The sequence below is a fragment of the Sorangium sp. So ce367 genome (genome assembly GCF_051520455.1).
GTDB lineage: Bacteria > Myxococcota_A > Polyangia > Polyangiales > Polyangiaceae > Sorangium > Sorangium cellulosum_B.
On record NZ_CP150334.1, the window covers coordinates 2,636,045 to 2,654,575 of the forward strand.

An 18,531-nucleotide genomic window follows, 5' to 3' on the forward strand; every position below is an offset into this window, starting at 1 on the left:
ACACAAGCCGCCATGACGCCGCCCGCGTGGAGGAGGAATGCTGCGAGCAGAGAGAGGGAGCCCCGACCGCGCACTGGCCGGCGCGAGGGTATCATGTGGGCGCGCTTCCGATGGTCTCACGCCGACGTCGGAAACTGGCTCCGCGCGCCGCATCGCGCGGGCGCTCCAGCCAGTTCCGCGAGGCGCCCTTCCCGACGTGCGACGCTCGGTCGCTCAGCCGCGATTCCGTCTCGCTCGCGCTCCGAAGAGGAGGGCTCCGATCGCCGCAAGATGGATCCCGAAGCGCCAAGGCGGCGTTCCGGGTTCGGACCCGGGGACCGAGACGCTGCAGCTAGAGTCCTCCGTCACGGGCGTATCCTCGTCGGTGCCGCCGCTCGCGCTGCTCGAAACCTGCCCGCCAGTCGTCGCAGAACCGCCTGTCGTGACGCCTGTCGTGCCGGCACCACTTCCTGGCACGCCCCCGCCGTTTCCGCTTCCTTCCCCTGCGCTACCGCCGTTTCCGCTTCCCTCCCCTGCGCTACCGCCGTTTCCGCTTCCTTCCCCTGCGCTACCGCCGTTGCCCGCGGTCTCACCCGCGCCACCGGCCCCACCCGCGCCACCGGCTCCGCCCGCCCCACCGCTCGTCGCGCTCCCCTCGAGGAAAATGCGCTGGGCGAAGTTGTAGAAGCTGCGGTTCCAGACGGTCTTGGTATGACCTTCGTTCGCCTCGATCTGGTAAATATGGTCGATGTTGTTCTGATCCAGGAAGTCGTGATAATTTCTGCTATTGTTGATCAGGTTGTCTGCGCTGCCGCAAGAGATGAAGATGAGCTTCACGTTGTTCTTGACCGCAGCCACATCCTTGATGGTCTGACTTGGCTGCTGGGTGTTGGGCGCAGCCGAATACGGTCCGATGTAATGGAAGACATCGGTGTTGGGGAACCCGAAGTTGAAGGTCTGCCCCCCGCCCATGGACAGGCCGGAGATGGCCCGCGAGTCGGCGTCGGTGGCGACGGAATACGTCTTCTCGACCCAGGGGATCAGGTCCTTGAGCAGGACGTCCCCGAAGTTTGCGAAGCGCGCGAAATCGTCCCCTCCGTCCATCTTGCCGCTGGGCATCACGACGATCATGGGTTTGGCCATCTGCTTCGAGTACAGATAGTCCATGATGTTGTCGGCGTTGCCTTCGTTGCTCCCCTGGCCGATCCAGGAGACCTCATTGCCGCCGATTCCATGATGCAGGTAAACGACGGGATATTTCTGGTTCGTCGAATACCCCGGCGGCATGTAAACCGTCACCTTCCGCATCCCGTAGTTTCGGGTCGGATAGCTGACGGAGACGTCCAGCTTCCCGTGGGGAATGCTGTTGTCCCTGGTATCGAAGCCCCTGGGCGGAAGGGGAAGATTGGCGGGGTCGCTGGCATACGCCGCGGCGGGGAGGACAGAAATGACCGAGAGCGAAAGGACGGCAGGCCAGTTCTTCAACTGCATGAGGACCTCCAACGTGCGTAAAATTCAAAATCGAGTGCCATGGCCCGCGCCAGTTCCATGAACCGCGCTACAAGCGCTTCGGCGCATTTTGCATTGCCACCGTGGTGTCCCAAGCAAGCGGCACGTGCCGGTGCGCCGGTCGCGCACCGCGCTGCAGCGGGCATGCAAAACTACGACTCAGGCGTTCCTAGGAGCAACAGGGCGAGGGAATCCAAACGCGATCCGAGGGGCTAGAGAATCCAAATGCGATCCGAATGTCAAGCGCCCCGTGTGAACGTTCTCATCGTACAGCCACGCCGCATGTGCCTGTTGACATAGGAAACTTTATGCGATTCGCCTCCTCCTGGAAAAGTGACGCTGTCGAGGGCCTGCTTCGTCAGGTTGATGTCTGTCCGCTTTTCGCCGCCCTTGCCCTCACTGAATTCGGAGCGGGGGACGAAGACATCGCAGGCAAGGTGGAGACGTTCAGCGCTGCCAGCGACGATCCTGTCGTCAAGCGAGATCTTGTCGTTCGAGAGGTGCCCCTCCAGGTGTATGCTGCCGGTTGCCGCCCGTGGGACTTCGGGGCGATTTCCGATCCCAGTCTGGAAACTGTCGTAGGTTGATCGCCCCACCATTCCCCGGGCGGCTCTTTGCCATGCCCCCCGTCCCTACCGCGCCCCCCGCACGCTTTCACACCGAGCGCGTCGAGCGCGAGGACCTCGTCATGTTCATCAACGCCTGCTTCGCGTGCACCGGGCAGGCCGAGTTCTATGGCACCTCCGGAGGCCAGGCCGTCTCCATCGAGTTCCTCCACGAGTACATCCTCGGCAATTACCGCCGCCTCTACGCGCGCACGCTCGCCGCCGGCATCAACCACTTCAACCAGGCGCGCATCGCCGTGAACCTCCTCGCGACCGGCGCAGAGACGCCCGCGCCCGACCGGCGCGAGGAGGGCTCGCTCATCGCGGCGGCCCTCCGGGACCTCCCCCCGCAGCGCGCGCTCCGGGCGCTGCGCGAGCTCCGGGAGCGCCGCGTGAACAACCGCCGCGCGCGCGCCGTCATCCGCGGCTACCTCGCCGGCCGGCCCGACCCGGCGTTCGACGCCGTGAAGTACCGCGCCCACCTCCGCGCGCTCGCGGTGCACGCCCACCTCCAGCTCCCCGGCGAGATCGGGCCCTTCCTGTTCGAGCCCAAGCGGCGTGCGCCTTTCGAGACGCCGCTCCTCGAGCGCGCGCGGCAGGCGCGTTATGCGAAAGAGGCGATCTTCGACCTGCCGCTGACCGTCGCCGAGGGGCTCGCCGCCGCCCGCGGCGTCTCCCGCGATGAGCTCCTGCGCCGCGCCGCGCCGCGCATGACCGAGGGCGAGCGCCTCCGGCTCCAGCGCGCCGCCGGGCGAGAGGACGTGGACCTCGCCGTCGACCTCGGCCGCGCCCCGCTCACGCGCGTCGCGCTCTATGCGCTCTCGCTGCCCGAGAAGGTCCGGCGCGAGCGCCGCGACGAGCTCCACGCGGCGCTCGAGCGCGCCGCCGCCCGCGCGCTCAGGAAGAGCCCAGCCGCGCTCGGGCGCGTCGCCGCCGTGCTCGACAGGAGCTACTCGGCGTCCGGATCGAGCGAGAAGCGCCGCCGCCCGCTCGCCGTCGCGCTCGGCGTGAGCTACCTGCTCCGCGCCGCCGCCCGCGAGTACCGCGCCTTCTGGACCGCGCCCACGCCCGACGAGATCCTCGTCGGCGCGCGCGGCCAGACCGATCTCGCGACGCCGCTGCTCGACGCGCTCGCCTGGCGACCCGACGTCGTGGTCATCCTCTCGGACGGCTTCGAGAACGACCCGCCCGGCGCCGCCGCCGAGGTCGCACGCTGCTTCCGGGCGCGCCTCGATCCGGGGCAGCGCACGTCGATCGTCCACATCAACCCCGTGTTCGACAGCGAGCGCTACGCGCCCCGCGCGCTCGGCCCGTCGATCCCGACGGTCGGCCTGCGCGACGCCGAGGACCTGCCGACGGTCCTCGGCTTCGCCCGCTTTGCCGAGGGCACGGCCCCGCTCGCGGAGCTCGAGCGCTACCTCGCGCAGCGCGCGGCCGCGCTGCTCTCGCGGCACGCCCGGACGCCGGGCGCCGCGGAGCCAGCTGCGGACGCGGGGCCGGCAGACGCCGTGGAGCTGGCAGACGCAATCGAGCCGGCAGACGCCGTGGCGCTGGCAGACGCAATGGATCCGGCAGACGCCTTGGAGCTGGCAGCAGCCGCCGAGCCCGCAGAAGAGGCGTCCGCCGCGGCGCTCGAGGTGCCCTGATGGCCAAGGCGCCGGCCCTGCTCCGGTCGCTCTCGCTCCGGGGCCTCTCCGCGACGCACGCCCAGGTCTTCGCGGGCGTGCGCCTGGTCCCGCTCCTCCGGGACGCGCCGCGGGACGACCTGCGCATCGCCGGCCGCAGGCACGAGGACGCCTGGTCGATCGTCGATCTCGGCGACGGCACGGCCTACTGCTCCTACGTGCCGCACGCGCTCGTGATCGGGTGGACCGAGGACGGCTCGCCGGTCGCGTCCTTCGGCGCGGCGCTCGCGGGGCCGGAGGTCCGGAACCCGCTCAGCAAGTGGGGCTGCGGCGTCCAGCTGCTCCACCGCATGGCCCGGCGCGAGGCGCGCGGCGAGGACCCGGCCGAGCGGAACCGCCTGCGCCTCCTGCCGCTGCACCTCGCGATGGAGGGCTTCCTCGCGCTGCACTTCAACGCCCCCGAGATCGCCTGGTCCGAGTACTCGCGGCGGGCCATCTCCCGCGGCCTCGACCCGCGCACCGAGGTGTCGCTCTCCGGCCGGGCGATCCCGAGCCTGGAGGACGCGCTGCGCGTCTTCGAGATCCACGAGGGCCAGTGCGGCGTCCTGCTCTTCGTCGGCGAGCTGCTCGCGTCGGTGTTCGTTGTGTCTCACCCCGACGACTACCGCGCGCTGCACCGCACGCTGATCGAGGACTTCTACGAGCAGACGCTGCTCTACGCGGCCCGCCACAACGGCGACAGCCAGGCGCTCGAGCACACCTTCGACGCCGCGCAGATCGGCTCGCTCGACGACCTGCGGGCCGCGCTCGGCCGGGCGCGGGCGGAGGCCGGCGCGCTGCACGTGGACACGGCCGCGGGGCTCCTCGGCCGGCCGATCGCGGCGGAGCGCGTGTACAGGGCGGGGCCGTTCTCGCTGCAGCGGTTCATGACCGAGCTCGATCCGTCGCTGGACAACCACATCGGCGAGGCGATCGTGCGCGAGGACGGCACGCTGGAGTACGCGAAGACGTACCGGCTCGCGGCGGGGCAGGTGAGGCGCGCCCGGCTCCTCCAGCAGCTCGCGGCGCACGGGTGGAACCTGAACGCCACGGCGGCGGCGCTCCGGACCACGCGCGACCAGCTGATCCGGCGGATCGAGGGCGAGGGGTTCGGCTACCTCATCGCGGAGCACGTGCTCAAGGCGGCGCTGAAGCGGACGAGGTGAGCGCGCCGTTCCCGGCTCATTCACGTGCGGGCGCGCGGCTGTGGTCGCGCTGCTCCCGTACGCATCGACGACGACCCCCCCTGGGCGCGAGGCCGGTCCGTGCCATGCTGCGCACCTCGCGCTGCGGAACCGAAGGACGCTTTACATGAGCCTGCAGACCACCCGCGACACCTGCCTTGCCCGCGACGCGAGCGACCCGCTGCGCCACCTGCGCGACGAGTTCGCGCTACCGGACGGTGTGATCTACCTGGACGGCAACTCGCTGGGCGCCCGCCCCAAGGCGTCGCTGGCCCGTGCCAGGGAGGTGATCGAAGCGGAATGGGGCGACGGCTTGATCCGTAGCTGGAACACGGCCGGCTGGGTGCACCTGTCCCGCCGTCTGGGCGACCTCCTGGCGCCGCTGATCGGCGCCGGCAGCGGCGAAGTGGTGGTCACCGACACGACGTCCATCAACCTGTTCAAGGTGCTGGCCGCCGCGCTGCGCCAGCAGCAGACCACCGCGCCCGAGCGCCGGGTGCTCGTGTCGGAGCGCGACAACTTCCCCACCGACCTGTACATCGCCGAGGGCCTGACCGAGCTGCTGAAGATGGGCGGCGGCGCAGCCTACGAGTTACGCCTGATCGACTCGCCCAGGGAATTGCCGCAGGCGATCCGCGACGACGTGGCGGTGCTGATGCTCACCCATGTCAACTACAAGACCGGCACCATGCACGACATGGCCGCCGTCACGGCGCTCGCGCACGAAGCCGGCGTGCTGACCGTGTGGGACCTGGCGCATTCCGCCGGCGCCGTGCCGGTGGACCTCCACGGCGCCCGCGCCGACTTCGCCGTCGGCTGCACCTATAAATACCTGAACGGCGGACCCGGCGCGCCGGCCTTCCTGTGGGTGGCGCCGCGTCATCAGAGCCGCTTCGGGCAGCCGCTGTCGGGCTGGTTCGGCCATGCCCGGCAGTTCGCGATGGAACCCGCCTACGCCCCCGCCGACGGCATCGGCCGCTTCCTGTGCGGCACCCAGCCGATCACCGCGCTTTCGCTGGTGGAGTGCGGGCTTGCCATCTTCCGCCATACCGACATGGCCGCGCTGCGCGCCAAGTCGCTGGCGCTGACGGAGCTGTTCATCCAGCTGGTGGAAGCCCGCTGCGGCCAGCATCCGCTGATCCTGGTCACCCCGCGCGACGCCGCCCGCCGCGGTAGCCAGGTCAGCTTCGAGCACCCGCAGGGCTACGCGGTGATGCAGGCGCTGATCGCCCGTGGCGTGATCGGCGACTACCGCGAGCCCCGCATCATGCGCTTCGGCTTCACCCCGCTGTATACCCGCTTCGTCGACGTCTGGGATGCGGTGGAAGCGCTGCGCGACCTTCTGGAGAGCGGCGCCTGGGACAAGCCGGAATTCCACCAGCGCGGCGCGGTGACCTGATCCGCCCGTAGCCTGGACGGGAAGCCGCCGGGGACGCGCTGGCCCGGCGCTCGCAGCCCGCTGCGATCGGGTAGCATGGGAGGTTCTGAATCGGGCACCCTCGGGCTGCGGACGAGACATCTCTGAGGAGCACGGCTCATGGGCAAGACGGCCAAACTGTTTTCGGTTCCGAAAGAGCGGCAGATGGAGGCGCTCTGCGCGCGCGGAGCCGAGATACGCGACGAGTTTCGAGCGTGCTTCTCCGTGTCGCCCGGGCACCCGAAGACGCACGAGGAGGCGCGAGAGGCCGAAGCTCCCCATTTCGACGGGCTCTGGGTCTTCGGGGATGGGCCCGGCGTTGAGGTGGGCGACACAGGCGCGCACGTCGAAGCCGAGCTCCTCTGCAATCGCGCGCTCGGGGAGCGCTCCTACGTGCAGTACGAGGTCCGCATCGAAGCGCTCGATCTCCGGTACAAGGGCGACTACGCGCCGTATTACAGGAGTCGCGGCAGGATCCTGAAGCACATCGGGAAGCGCCTCGAGCTCTTCTGCGCGTACTCGCTGCTCGAGCTCCACGAGCTGGTGCGGAGCCGCGGGGTCGAGGACACGACGCTCGGCGCGCTCTTCTCGCCCAGGCACGTGAAGGCCATGTTCGCGGCGTTTCGCGTGCCGATCCGCTTCACCGGCGACCTTGGTTGAATTTAACCGCCAAGACGCCAAAAGACGCCAAGAGAAATTAAATACAAGAATTTTGGCGTCTTATGGCGTCTTGACGGTTCGAAATGCTGCGCTTCCGCGCAATTCAATCCGTTTGTCGCGCTAGGCGCGCGCGCTCACGAGCCAGCAGGCCGCGGTGAAGCGGGCCGCGCCCTCCTGGACGTACGCGTCGAAGGCAGCGCGAACCGCCTGGGCCGTCCGGGCGCGCGTCGGCTCGTCCGCGTCCCGCAGCGCCTGACCCACCGGTCCGAGCCGGGTGACGTAGGCGAGCAGGTCCTTCTCCGCGACGCCGATCGGCACGTCGATCGGGCGAATGTCGACGTCGGTCCAGCCGCTCGCGTCCAGGATCCGCTGCACCCGCTCGCTGGCCGCAAAGGCGAACGGGCCGGGGGCGTCGGGGGCGGGGACGCGCAAGCTCGGCAGGAGCGGGGCCGCGGCGCGCGCGGCCTCGGTCATGAACGGGTTCTCGTCCGCGCTGCGCCATGCCACGAACGAGAGCTTCGCCTCGCGCCGGGCGGCGCGCCGGATGTTGGCGAACGCCGCCGCGGGATCGTCGAAGAACATCACGCCGAAGCGCGAGATCACCGCGTCGAACGTGCCCTGCTCGAACGCATGGGTCTGCGCGTCCGCCTGGACGAACGCGGCGGACGCCAGCCCCTCGACGGCGGCGCGTGCCCTGGCGGCCGCCACGAGCGGCCCGGAGATATCCACGCCGAGGCAGAGGCCCGCTGGCCCGAGGCGCCGCGCCATCACGAGGGACGTGGCGCCCGCGCCGCAGCCGACGTCGAGGACGCGCCCGCCCTCGCCGGGGAAGCCCTCGTCGATGAGCGGCGCCACGAGCGGGGCCATCATGCCGTCGAGCACTTCCTGCATTTCCACCCAGGTGCGCCCGCTGGCCTCGTTCCACAGCGTGGCCTGGTCGCGATTCGGTTGATGGGCTTCGGACATCGGCGTCTCCTTCGGTTTGCAGTCGGAACTCATGTGCCGTAGTCTGCAAGCTCAAGTCAACTTGAGGTCAAGCGTGAAACAGCTGGACATCGCGGAGGTGGCCCGGCGCTCGGGCGTGCCCGCCTCCACCCTGCGGTTTTACGAGGAGAAGGGGCTGATCGCGTCCACCGGGCGGCGGGGCTTGCGGCGCCTGTTCGACCCCGGGGTGCTGGAGCGCCTGGCGCTGATCGCGCTCGGCCAGGTGGCGGGGTTCTCGCTGGACGAGATCGCCCGGATGTTCTCGCCCGACGGCCGGCCGCGCATCGAGCGAGAGCGGCTGACAGCCAAGGCCGAGGAGCTGGACCGGACCATCCAGCGCCTGGTCGCCCTGCGCGACGGCCTGCGCCACGCGGCGGCGTGTACCGCGCCGAGCCACATGGAGTGTCCGCGCTTTCGCAGCATCGTCCGGCTCGCCGGCGCCGGCCGTCTCGATCCCCCTCCCGGTCCCGGAGCGGCGCGTGCGCAGGAGGGCGGCAACCCTGTCCGTCGGAGCGTGGCGCGCTCCCGGGCTGGCGGGACCGGGGCACGTACCCGGTTGCGGCCTGCTACCGTCGCGCTCGAGGCGAGCGAGGGCAGGAACGGGAGCGGGCGACGTTGAAGCAGGGAGAGGAAGAGGAGCGGCGGGCGGTCCGGGAGCGTGCGCCGCGACGGACGCTGGTGGCGAGTGCGGCCGTTGCCGCCGCGGTGGCCGTGGTGGTGGCGGTCATCGTCGTCCGGGCGCTGGAGCAGCGGGCCGCGGCACGGAATGCGGAGGCTGCCGCGCGGAGGGCGGAGGAGGCGCAGCGGGAGGCGGCGACCCAGGCGGCGCTGATGCGAGCATCCTCGCTGATGGCCGGCGCTCGTGAGCTGCTGGCGCGAAATCGGCCAGAGTCAGCGGTGCAGCTGCTGCTCGAGGTGAGAGACGCGGAAAACGTACGTGGCTGGACCGAGCTGACACGTGATGTGCTCGCCTCGGCTCCTTTGATGCTCACGATGCGCGGCCATCGGGGCAACGTGCTGCGTGCTGACTTCAGCCCCGATGGGAAGCGCATCGTCTCGGCCTCGAGCGACAAGACGGCGCGGGTGTGGAACGCGGACGGCAGCGGCACGACCGTGGTGCTCCGGGGCCACGAGGGCGCCGTCATGTTCGCGGCGTTCAGCGCGGATGGGCAGCGTGTGGTCACGGCCTCGGACGACAGGACGGCGCGGGTGTGGAGCGCGGACGGCAGCGGCACGGCTGTGGTGCTCGGGGGCCACAAGGGCGCGGTCGTGTTCGCGGCGTTCAGCGCGGATGGGCGGCGTGTGGTCACGGCCTCCCACGACAGGACGGCGCGCGTGTGGAACGCGGATGGCAGCGGCACGGCCGTGGTGCTCCGGGGACACGAAGGCGAGGTGAGCTCCGCGGAGTTCCGCGCGGATGGGAAGCGTGTGGTCACGGCCTCCCACGACAAGACGGCGCGCGTGTGGAACGCGGATGGCAGCGGCACGGCCGTGGTGCTCCGGGGCCACGCGGCTGCGGTGATCTCCGCGGAGTTCAGCGCTGACGGGCAGCGTGTTGTCACGGCCTCGAACGACAAGACGGCGCGGGTGTGGAACGCGGATGGCAATGGCAGTGGAGCGCCGGTGGTGCTCCGGGGCCACGAAGGCGAGGTGAGCTCTGCGGAGTTCAGCGCTGACGGGCAGCGTGTTGTCACGGCCTCGAACGACAAGACGGCGCGGGTGTGGAACGCCGGGAGTGCCGGGAATCGCCCTGTTCACGCGGATGAGTCCGAGCACGCGCAGACCGGTTGCGACCACGACCACGCGGAGGACGGAGGCGCGCCTGTCGTGCTCCGCGGCCATGAGGTAGGCGTCGGGTACGCGGCGTTCAGCGCCGATGGGCGGCGGGTAGTCACCACCGGGTTCGACAGGACGGCGCGGGTGTGGAACGCGGACGGCGGCGGCGTGCCCATCGTGCTCCGTGGCCACGAGGGCGACGTGAGCTCCGCGGCGTTCAGCCCTGACGGGCGGCGCGTGGTCACGGCCTCGAACGACACGACGGTGCGTGTGTGGAGCGCGGATGGCAGCAGCATGCCTGTCGTGCTCCGGGGCCACGAGGCCCCGGTCTGGTCGGCGGCGTTCAGCATCGATGGGCAGCGCGTGGTCACGGCCTCGAACGACAAGATGGCGCGTGTGTGGAGCGCGGATGGCAGCAGCATGCCTGTCGTGCTCCGGGGCCATGAGGCCCCGGTGTGGTCGGCGGCGTTCAGCGTCGATGGTCGGCGGGTGGTCACGGCCTCGCACGACAAGACGGCGCGTGTGTGGAACGCGGACGGCAGCGGCGCGCCCGTCGTGCTCCGGGGCCACGAGGCAGGGGTCGCGTACGCGGCGTTCAGCGCCGACGGGCGGCGGGTGGTCACGGCCTCGAACGACAGGACGGCGCGTGTGTGGAATGCAGACGGCAGCGGCACGCCCGTCGTGCTCCGGGGGCACGAGGACTGGGTCAGAGTTGCAGCGTTCAGCGCCGATGGGCGGCGGGTGGTCACGGTCTCGCACGACAGGACGGCGCGGGTGTGGAACGCAGATGGCAGCGGCGTGCCCGTCGTGCTCCGGGGGCACGAGGCCCCCGTCTGGTCCGCGGCCCTCAGCGCCGACGGGCAGCGGGTGGTGACGGCCTCGCACGACAGGACGGCGCGTGTGTGGAACGCGGACGGCAGCGGCACGCCCGTCGTGCTCCGGGGCCATGACAGCTCGCTGCTCTCGGCGGCGTTCAGCGTTGATGGGCAGCGGGTGGTGACGGCCTCGCACGACAAGACGGCGCGGGTGTGGAACGCGGACGGCAGCGGGGCGCCGGTGGTGCTCCGCGGCCACGAGGCAGGGGTCAGCTTCGCGGCGTTCAGCGCCGACGGGCAGCGGGTGGTGACGGCCTCACACGACAGGACGGCGCGTGTGTGGAACGCGGATGGCAGCGGCACGCCCATCGTGCTCCGCGGCCATGAGGGCTCGCTTCTCTCGGCGGCGTTCAGCGCCGACGGGCAGCGCGTGGTCACCACGTCGGACAAGACGGCGCGGGTGTGGGCCATCTCTACCGACGCGCTTCGGCAGGCCCTTCGCGCCGCCACCAGCGACTGCATCTCTCCTGAGATGCGCCGGACCTACCTCGACGAGAGCGACGAAGACGCCCGCCGGGGCTACGAGTCCTGCGAGCGCTCGTACGGTCGGGTCCCGTTCTACGCAGACGTTGACCTGCCGTGAGCCGCAAAGGTGCCTGCTCGACATCGAACGACCGGCCGGCCGCCCGGCAGCGAATCGGGCAGCTGCGGGGCTCGCCGGTCGTAGAAGGACGCGGGGACGGGCTCGTCGGGAAGCACGCCTACGACGGGATGCCATCTTCTACAGCGCGCTCGCGTCGGTGACAGCCCCTGGGAGAGCGAGCCACATCGTGCGGTCCAGAGGAGGGGCATCGGCTCAGGTGCCGAGCGCGATCCAGTTGACGTCGACGCCGTGCACCTGGCTGCCGAACCAGGTGCTGAGCAGCACCGTGAAGCCGGCGCGATCGATGTGGCGCGCGCGCACGCGCACGCGCACCGCGTCGCTGCCTTCCACGTCCAGACCGGCGATGCCGATGTGCACGACCGGCGGGCTGTTGAACTCGCGCTCGAACTCGACGCGTGCCGAGAACTCCCGATCGATGCCCTCGCTGGGCGGTCCGAGCAGGTTCCAGTGCGGCTGCGCCTTGCCAAAGTGGTTCGTGCCGGCGAGCATCTGCAGAGGGGTCACGGCGGTCGTCATGGCGGCGCATCGGAGTCGAGGCGCCGAGCCGGGTCAATCGCCTTTGCACGAGGCCCCTCCCGAGGCGGTGGACGACACGCGACGGAAACTCGGGAGATCACCGGAGCGCCTCGTGAGCGCTCTCGGCGCGCCGTCAGGTCGTGCTCCGCGGTGGATGCTCGGCAAGCGATGAGCGCCTGCCCGTGCTCGCGATCGAGCGCTCGCGCCGAGGCGCTGCTCGGTCTCCTTGCGCAGGGGGTCCGGCGTGTCGCTGGGCGCATGGCGGCTGACGATGTCAACCCGCATGGTGGGGCGAGATGGCCCTGGATCGGCCAACCCTCTCCGGACTCCCTAGCTGCTCAGCGACATCGTCGGGCTGACGTGCGAACGGCCGCTCGCCGGCGCTCGCCCCGTTTCCCCCGCATGAGCGTCGATCGCGCGGAAAATCGATACGGCTCGCCGGAATGCCGCCGGCGCATTCAACATGCATTGCATTTGCGCTCCTATTTTTTCTCACGCCGGGAGCCGGTCACTCAGCGTGGATCCTGCGGTAGCCTGCGCGCGCGCATGCGGAAGCCGACACCCCGAACCACGAGAACCACGGAACGCTACAGAAGAGCGCCAGCGAGACGGGCACGCCCATCGATCTGGTGATCGGCGTGGCGCCTGGCTGGGCCGAGCCCTGGTCGCGAGCGCAGCGCGTCCGCATCCTCGAGCTCCGCTTCAACGATGTCCTCGTCGCCGAGGGGGAAGGGCGAGCGGCGTTCGCGATCGCACGGCACGAGATCCAGACCGTTCGCCTGGCCCCCGGGCACACCGAGCAGAGCGCGACGCAGGATAGAGCGTGGCGCGAAGAGAGAGGTTGAACCACATCCCCACCGCGCATTGACCCACCCGAATGCCCCTGGCACCCTGTCGCCTCCATGAACGCTGCCCTCCCCAGCACCCTGGAGCTCCTGCTCGCGGACGCCACCGAGCTCCGCCCCACCCTCGCGGCGGGCCTGCCCGAGGTGACGGCGGGCATTGCGCCGCGGCCGGACAAGACGTCTCGCCGTGTGGACGCGCTCGTGCGCGAGATGCCCGACGCAGATCCCAACGATCTCGCTCTCCAGCGCTGGTCGGTGATCGCGCCCGAAGGCGCGCTGGGCGACGAGGCGCTCCAGGCGATCGCGCCGCTCCTCCGGCTCAGGGAGGCGGAGCAAGGCGCGCCGGTGACACCCTACCGCGTCGAGCCCGGAATGGGCATGGCGGAAGCGCTCCGCTGGAAGACGGATGTGCTGCGCGACGAGTCGATTCCGGAGGAGGAGAGGCCCCGGTATCTGCTCCTCCTCGGGGATCTCGACGCCGTCTCCGCCGAGCTCCAGCACGTCCTCGCGAACGGCGCGTTCGTCGGCCGCCTCCACATCGCGGGCGCCGACGGCAAGCCGGATCCCAGCGGCTATGCCGCGTACGCAGACAAGGTGGTGCGCTGGGCCAAGGAGCCTTCTGGCCACGACCTGCCCGATGCGCTGTTCTTCGTCGCGGACGACGGCACCGCCGCTACCCAGCTCGGCCGCAGCCTGCTCATCGGGCCTTGCGTCACGATGGCGCAGAGGCAAGGCAGGCGACCGTTCCCGGCCGCGAACGTCATCGAGATCCCAGGCGCCGGCAGCGCAGACGATCTCCTCCGCGCGGGGAGCACCCCGAGGCCTTCCGTGCTCCTGTCCGTGAGCCACGGGCTCGGCCGGCCCCGCGGCGGGTGGGCCTCCGTCGATCAGCAGCATGCGCTCCAGGGGGCGCTGTGCATCGGAGCACACGGCAGCTCCTCGCCGCTGCTCACGGCGGACATGCTGCAACACGCGCCCTTCCTCCCAGGTGGCCTGTGGTTCTGTCTGGCCTGCTTCGGGGCCGGGACGCCGAAGGAGAGCGCGTTCTATCCCTGGCTCTCGCTCCTCGCGCGCGAGGGCGCCTACGGCGGCCAGGTCCAGCGGGTGCTGGCGAGCTTGCCTCAGGGCGGCGAGCGCCCGTTCCTCGCCGCGCTGCCGCAGGCCGCGCTCCGGAATCCAGAGGGGCCGCTCTCGGTGATAGCGCACCTGGATCTGGCCTGGACCTTTGGCTTCGTCGATCCCAGCAGGATGACCCAGAGCCGCGCCTCCCGGATCTTTAGCAGCATCCAGGCGATGGCCCGCGGCAGCCGCGCCGGCGTGGCGCTCGACGCGCTGATGCGCTCCTACCGCGAGGTCAACGATGAGCTGCTCGCCGGCTACCACGCCGAGGAGGACGCGCGCGTGTGGAAACGGCCCTCCCCGGTCGATCCCATGCAGCGCGGCAGCGCGTTCATGCTGCGCAACGATCTGCGGGGTTATGTGCTCCTCGGCGATCCCGCGGCGCGGCTGCCCCTGAAGGGGAGCCAGGCCCCCCACCCGATAGCGACGTAGTCGGCAATCGCGCGGCAATAGCGCGCCGCCGCGCGTGTCGCTCTTCTGCCTCGCGCAGATGCGAGCACGCCCACGCCACGCCCACGACGTACGCTACAGCCGTCGATGGGAACGCTGTGGACGGGCAGAGTCCTGCTTCCTCATGGCCTGTCGCTCTGCATCGCGAACCAGGCCCAGTCCATGTAGCGCCGCTCGCCCGTCCGTCACTCACGGAACCTCCGATGTGAGGGACGGTGGCTTTCGTCGCGGGCACCGGCGCGCGCCGTAGACAAGGCGCTGGAGCACAGGCATCTTCAACGATGCGGCATGGTGCGTCTGCTGCGCCGCACGGGCCGCGGGGGAGGTATGGATGCACGCAAACTTGGACGCATTTCCTGAACCGCTCGCGGTGCTCGACGCGAACCTCCGGTTGCGGGAGGCCAACCTGGCCTGGCGCAACGCGTTTGGAGAGGCGGCGCTGCTTGTGCCCGAGGCGGAGGAGGCCGCTCGCGCGGTGCTCGGCGGGGTCCAGAGCCGGGCGGAGATCGACGCCGCGGCGAGCACCGGGGCGAGCCCGCAGCGCTGGACGCTCCTGCGGTGCTCGAGATCCGAGGGAGAGCCGCTCGTCTTCGTCCACGCTCATGCGGCCGACGACGCCGCGCAGCGCCGCCGCGAGGAGGCGCTCGCCGAGGAGCTGGAGCTCCTGCGCAACTTCATCGATCTCGCGCCCAACCTCATGTTCATCAAGGACCGGCGCAGCCGCTACGTCATGGCGAACAGCGCCCTCGCGAGCTGCTACGGGATGACGCCTGCGCAGGTCGTCCACGCGTCCCAGCACGAGCTCACCACGAGCGCAGATGAGGCCTCAGGCTTCACCAGCGTCGACCGGCAGGTCATCGACACGGGACAACCCGTGGTCATCGAGGAGAAGGAGACGCGGCCGAACGGCGACGTGCACTGGTACGAGACGGTCAAGAAGCCCATCCTCCGCAGGAGCGGCGAGGTGCAGGTCGCCTGCTTTTGCGTGGATGTCACCGAGCGCCAGCGGGCGCAGGACGCGCTCCAGAGCTCGGCGCGCGAGCTCGAGGCCATGGCCGCGGCGGCCCGGCGCGAGGCGGACGAGAAGTCGGCGCTCGCGGCGGAGCTCGACCGGCGGCTCGCCATCATCCAGGCGCAGCACCGGCAGATCCTGGCGCTCTCCGCGCCCATCCTGGAGGTCGCCGATGGCGTCGTCGGCGTGCCGCTCATCGGCGCCATGGATGAGGAGCGGACGGCCACGCTCACCGAGCGCCTTCTCAACATCATCGCGACGCGGCAGGTGCGCAGCGTCGTGCTCGACCTCTCGGCGCTCGAGACGATCGACACCCGCACCGCCGATCGGCTGGTGGGCATCGTCCGCGCGATAGGCCTGCTCGGCGCGCGCGCGGCGATCACGGGGATCCAGCCGGCGGTCGCGCACACGATGACCTCGCTGGGCATCGATCTGTCGAGCATGGTCACGATGCGCACCCCGAAGGACGCGATCCGCCTCTTCTCGACGACCAGCCCAGCCCGCTAGTTCGGCGGGCTCGTCACATCGGCTCTTGAAGGTCCTTGTAGCTCGGCAGCGCGCCGAAGTTGAACCCGATGCCGAAGTTGTAGACGAGCCCCGGCCCCTCGAGGCTCTTCATCATCGTGAGCTCCGGGTGGATCGCGAAGCTGTCGGAGGTCCGGAACTGGAACCCGACGCTGCCTCGGAGGACGAGGCCATCCGCGGTCGCAGCGGCCTCATCGTCGTTTGCGATATTGCCCGAGGCGAGGCCGTAGGTGACGCCAGGGGTCAGCACGATCGAGAACCAGTCCGTCGGGTTCACGCCGAGCATCACCGGCGCGTGAAGGTAGACGATGTGGACCGATGCCTCGTCGGACGCGAGGTAGAAGTACTGAACCCCTGGATCGACGGCGAGATCAAAGACGCCGCGGACCGGGTTCACCTTGAGATCGACGCCGAACGAGCTGAGGTTATGGACGTGGGCGCCGACGTCGAGGATGTCCGTCAAGCCGGAACGGAGCTGATACGAGGGCAGCGTCGGCACGAACCCGCTGGTCGTCCTCCTCCTCGCCTCCACCTGGCCGGTCTCTGGATTCACCTCGTCCTCGGTGCTCTCGCCGATGTAGCCTAAGCTCTCGAGTGACACCGAATGCGCGACCTTGCCGGGCGCCACGGTCCGCGGGGTTCCGTAGGTGTTCGGGTTGGGGCAGCCCGAGAGCAGGGCGCCGAAGAGCAGGACGGCCGGAAGCGCAAGGAGACGAGCAGATGGATTTCGCATAGCCGACCATCCTATCCATTCCACACTCGCGATGTCCAGGCACCTCGCGGAGAAAGCAGCATCGCAGCGGCATGGCCTCACGCGGGGTTCACGCTTGAACCAGGCAAGCGGGACGCCCGCTCGACGCTGTCGTGGAGTGTCCTCGTGCAGCGTGGGAGCGCTGTTGTTTCAACAGGCAACGGCCGTGATCGGTCGACTCGCCACTCCCTTGTTGGGATCTGGCCATGGAGCGTATACGTCGGCGGCCCCACGCTCCTTCCTTCGCCCAGCGTCGACGCAGGGCCCGAGCTTGACTCGAGGACCCGAAGCAGAATCCGGCATGGGGTGGCGCTCACCGCAGCTGGGGCATCCGCTGCAGGTGGGGCACGCCGGCGAGGGATCCGGCCAACACGCGGGCGTGCCGCCGCACCTCGTCGGCGCCGAGCGGCCCTCCGTGGCCCAGGTAGAACGTCTGTATCCCCTCGTCGACCAGCCGCGTGAGCTCGACGCCGACGGCGCGCGGGTCCAGCTCGAACGGGGGACGGATGGCGTGGCCGAGCCGCGCGAGCCCGCCCAGCATCAGCCCCGAGGCGACCAGATCTCCGACCAGCGCCTCGCGCGACTCGAGGACGACGGAGAGTGAGCCCTGGGTGTGCCCGGGGGTATGGCGCACGCGACCCGCGACCCCGTAGGGAGCCAGATCGAGCGTCTCGTTGCCGGACAGCACGAGGTCGGGCGCGACGGGCGCGTAGCGCTCGTGCACGAGAGGGGCCCGGACGAACAAGCGGCCGAACCAACCCGTCGGACAGAACGTCATCGGGGCACGCCCGTTGAGGTGCTCGACCTCGGCCTCGTGGGCGACGACGAGCGCCCCGGAGCGCTCGCGCAGCTCGGCGGCGCTCCCGGCATGGTCGACGTGGGCATGAGTGACCACGATCGCCTTCAGGTCGGACCAGCCACGGCCCGCGCGCGCCAGCGCCTCGCCCATCCTGGGCGCCGCGTCCGTCACGCCGGCATCGACAAGCACGCAACCCGTGGCGCCGACGAGCAGGTGGGCGTTGAGCATGCGAAAGGGTAGAATGGGCACGCGAATGATCTGGGCGGCAGACATGATGTTCCTCCGGGGTCGAACGCCTGGCCCCAAGGTGGTGTGTCGAGGCGGCCCTCGCCTGGCCCGATTCGACGCGGCGGATGGTCCACGATGGAACTGACCCACGTGGCGACACCTCCGGAGTCGATGCTCGAGCGCGCGGTGCGGACCGGCCCAGGCGAGCTGCTCTGGCTCGGCGCCGAGCCGTTCGAGGTCCGCTGCGAGCCCAGAGTTTCCACGGGGCTGCTCAAGATCGTCGCCGTGGCCGAGGGGAAGGGGGTGATCGCGCAAGGAGGGCGCCGGGCCATCCTGCGCGAAGGGACATTCGCCTGGCTTCAGTCGGACACCCCCTTCGAGCTGACGATGAGCCGGGGCCGGCGGCTGCTGCTGCGGCTGCCGCTGTCGGCGGTGCAGCAGCGGCACCCCGGGGTCGACCTACGGACGGCCGTCACGCGCGGTGAAGAGCACGCGGGCGAGCGGGTCGTGGCGGGGCTCTTGCGGCAGATCCTGTGCGAGAGCTCGTCGCTGTCGGAGCGCGATTGCGTGGCGGCCGTCGGCGTGGTGCTCGAGGCGATCGGGATGTGCGGCCGCGCGCCCGAGCTTCCGCAGGCGAGGGTCGAGCGGGCGCTGGCCGATATCGAGGTTCGCCTCGGCGATCCGACGCTCCAGCCGGCGGATATCGCGCGGGCGCAGGGGGTGAGCCGCCGTTACCTCGACGGCGTGATGGCCGAGCAGCTGGGCTGCTCGCTGGCCGCGCACATCCGGCGGCGCCGGCTCGAACGGGCGGCGAGCGAGCTCTCGCTCCGCCCGCTCGAGGCCGTGTCCGAGGTCGCCGCGCGCTGGGGCTTCCGCGACACGAGCCACTTCACGCGCCTGTTCCGGGGCCACTTCGCCACGACGCCCGCGGCCTACCGGCGCGCGGCGCTTCACGGCACGTGCGGGGGCGGCGGGCGCACGGCCGGCGCCGCGTCGCTGGCCCGGGGCTCGTCGGCCGCGGAGTAGCCC

The 18,531-nt window shown here is 70.5% G+C and carries 15 protein-coding genes and 1 pseudogene; 11 read left to right on the forward strand and 5 right to left on the reverse strand.

Annotated features, from left to right (window positions below):
* Positions 1–213: 213 nt before the first annotated feature.
* A complete protein-coding gene (locus tag WME97_RS10245) occupies positions 214–1,470 on the reverse strand; it encodes an alpha/beta hydrolase (RefSeq protein ID WP_437551581.1) in 1,257 nt (418 codons plus the stop codon).
* A gap of 326 nt (positions 1,471–1,796) precedes the next feature.
* Between WME97_RS10245 and WME97_RS10250 the strand changes: the two genes are divergently transcribed.
* The 5 genes from WME97_RS10250 to WME97_RS10270 all read left to right on the forward strand — a co-directional run bounded on the left by WME97_RS10250 (position 1,797) and on the right by WME97_RS10270 (position 7,018).
* The gene (locus WME97_RS10250; RefSeq protein WP_437551583.1) at positions 1,797–2,075 is read left to right on the forward strand and encodes a hypothetical protein; all 279 of its coding nucleotides are present in this window, start codon (positions 1,797–1,799) and stop codon (positions 2,073–2,075) included.
* A 32-nt stretch (positions 2,076–2,107) separates the two neighbouring features.
* Positions 2,108–3,739 carry a hypothetical protein gene (locus WME97_RS10255; protein ID WP_437551585.1) on the forward strand — a complete coding sequence of 544 codons (1,632 nt, stop codon included), beginning with the start codon at positions 2,108–2,110 and terminating at the stop codon, positions 3,737–3,739.
* Positions 3,739–4,923, forward strand: coding sequence for an ARPP-2 domain-containing protein (locus WME97_RS10260; RefSeq protein WP_437551587.1), 1,185 nt, complete (start codon positions 3,739–3,741; stop codon positions 4,921–4,923). The genes WME97_RS10255 and WME97_RS10260 overlap by 1 nt, the downstream gene beginning before the upstream one ends.
* Before the next feature lie 151 nt (positions 4,924–5,074).
* Positions 5,075–6,340, forward strand: coding sequence for a kynureninase (kynU, locus tag WME97_RS10265; protein WP_437555352.1), 1,266 nt, complete (start codon positions 5,075–5,077; stop codon positions 6,338–6,340).
* A 183-nt stretch (positions 6,341–6,523) separates the two neighbouring features.
* The gene (locus WME97_RS10270; RefSeq protein WP_437551589.1) at positions 6,524–7,018 is read left to right on the forward strand and encodes a hypothetical protein; all 495 of its coding nucleotides are present in this window, start codon (positions 6,524–6,526) and stop codon (positions 7,016–7,018) included.
* 120 nt (positions 7,019–7,138) lie between these two features.
* Here WME97_RS10270 and WME97_RS10275 read toward each other — a convergent pair whose 3' ends face one another.
* Positions 7,139–7,984 carry a class I SAM-dependent methyltransferase gene (locus WME97_RS10275; protein ID WP_437551591.1) on the reverse strand — a complete coding sequence of 282 codons (846 nt, stop codon included), beginning with the start codon at positions 7,982–7,984 and terminating at the stop codon, positions 7,139–7,141.
* 73 nt (positions 7,985–8,057) lie between these two features.
* Here WME97_RS10275 and WME97_RS10280 point away from each other — a divergent pair.
* Together WME97_RS10280 and WME97_RS10285 are read left to right on the forward strand one after the other, a co-directional pair.
* Positions 8,058–8,453, forward strand: a pseudogene (locus WME97_RS10280) (helix-turn-helix domain-containing protein); the annotation flags it as partial.
* A 398-nt stretch (positions 8,454–8,851) separates the two neighbouring features.
* Positions 8,852–11,236, forward strand: a complete 2,385-nt coding sequence (locus tag WME97_RS10285) for a WD40 repeat domain-containing protein (protein ID WP_437555354.1) — start codon at positions 8,852–8,854, stop codon at positions 11,234–11,236.
* A gap of 213 nt (positions 11,237–11,449) precedes the next feature.
* Here the strand turns inward: WME97_RS10285 and WME97_RS10290 are convergent, their stop codons facing one another.
* A complete protein-coding gene (locus tag WME97_RS10290; protein WP_437534569.1) occupies positions 11,450–11,773 on the reverse strand; it encodes an H-type lectin domain-containing protein in 324 nt (107 codons plus the stop codon).
* 638 nt (positions 11,774–12,411) lie between these two features.
* Between WME97_RS10290 and WME97_RS10295 the strand changes: the two genes are divergently transcribed.
* The 3 genes from WME97_RS10295 to WME97_RS10305 all read left to right on the forward strand — a co-directional run bounded on the left by WME97_RS10295 (position 12,412) and on the right by WME97_RS10305 (position 15,706).
* Positions 12,412–12,618: a hypothetical protein gene (locus WME97_RS10295; protein WP_437551593.1), complete on the forward strand. Its 207-nt coding sequence runs from the start codon at positions 12,412–12,414 to the stop codon at positions 12,616–12,618.
* Between the two features lie 57 nt (positions 12,619–12,675).
* Positions 12,676–14,169, forward strand: coding sequence for a hypothetical protein (locus tag WME97_RS10300; RefSeq protein WP_437551595.1), 1,494 nt, complete (start codon positions 12,676–12,678; stop codon positions 14,167–14,169).
* A 349-nt stretch (positions 14,170–14,518) separates the two neighbouring features.
* Positions 14,519–15,706, forward strand: a complete 1,188-nt coding sequence (locus WME97_RS10305) for a PAS domain-containing protein (RefSeq protein ID WP_437551597.1) — start codon at positions 14,519–14,521, stop codon at positions 15,704–15,706.
* A 13-nt stretch (positions 15,707–15,719) separates the two neighbouring features.
* On the opposite strand, the gene WME97_RS10310 is transcribed toward WME97_RS10305, so the two are convergent.
* Entirely contained in the window at positions 15,720–16,457 is a 738-nt protein-coding gene (locus tag WME97_RS10310) for a hypothetical protein (protein WP_437551599.1), read from the reverse strand.
* Positions 16,458–16,788: 331 nt separating this feature from the next.
* Positions 16,789–17,547 (reverse strand): MBL fold metallo-hydrolase, encoded by a 759-nt coding sequence (locus WME97_RS10315; RefSeq protein WP_437551601.1) that lies wholly within the window; start codon positions 17,545–17,547, stop codon positions 16,789–16,791.
* Positions 17,548–17,637: 90 nt separating this feature from the next.
* On the opposite strand from WME97_RS10315, the gene WME97_RS10320 reads away from it, so the two are divergent.
* Entirely contained in the window at positions 17,638–18,528 is an 891-nt protein-coding gene (locus WME97_RS10320) for a helix-turn-helix transcriptional regulator (RefSeq protein WP_437551602.1), read from the forward strand.
* The last annotated feature ends 3 nt before the right edge of the window (positions 18,529–18,531 follow it).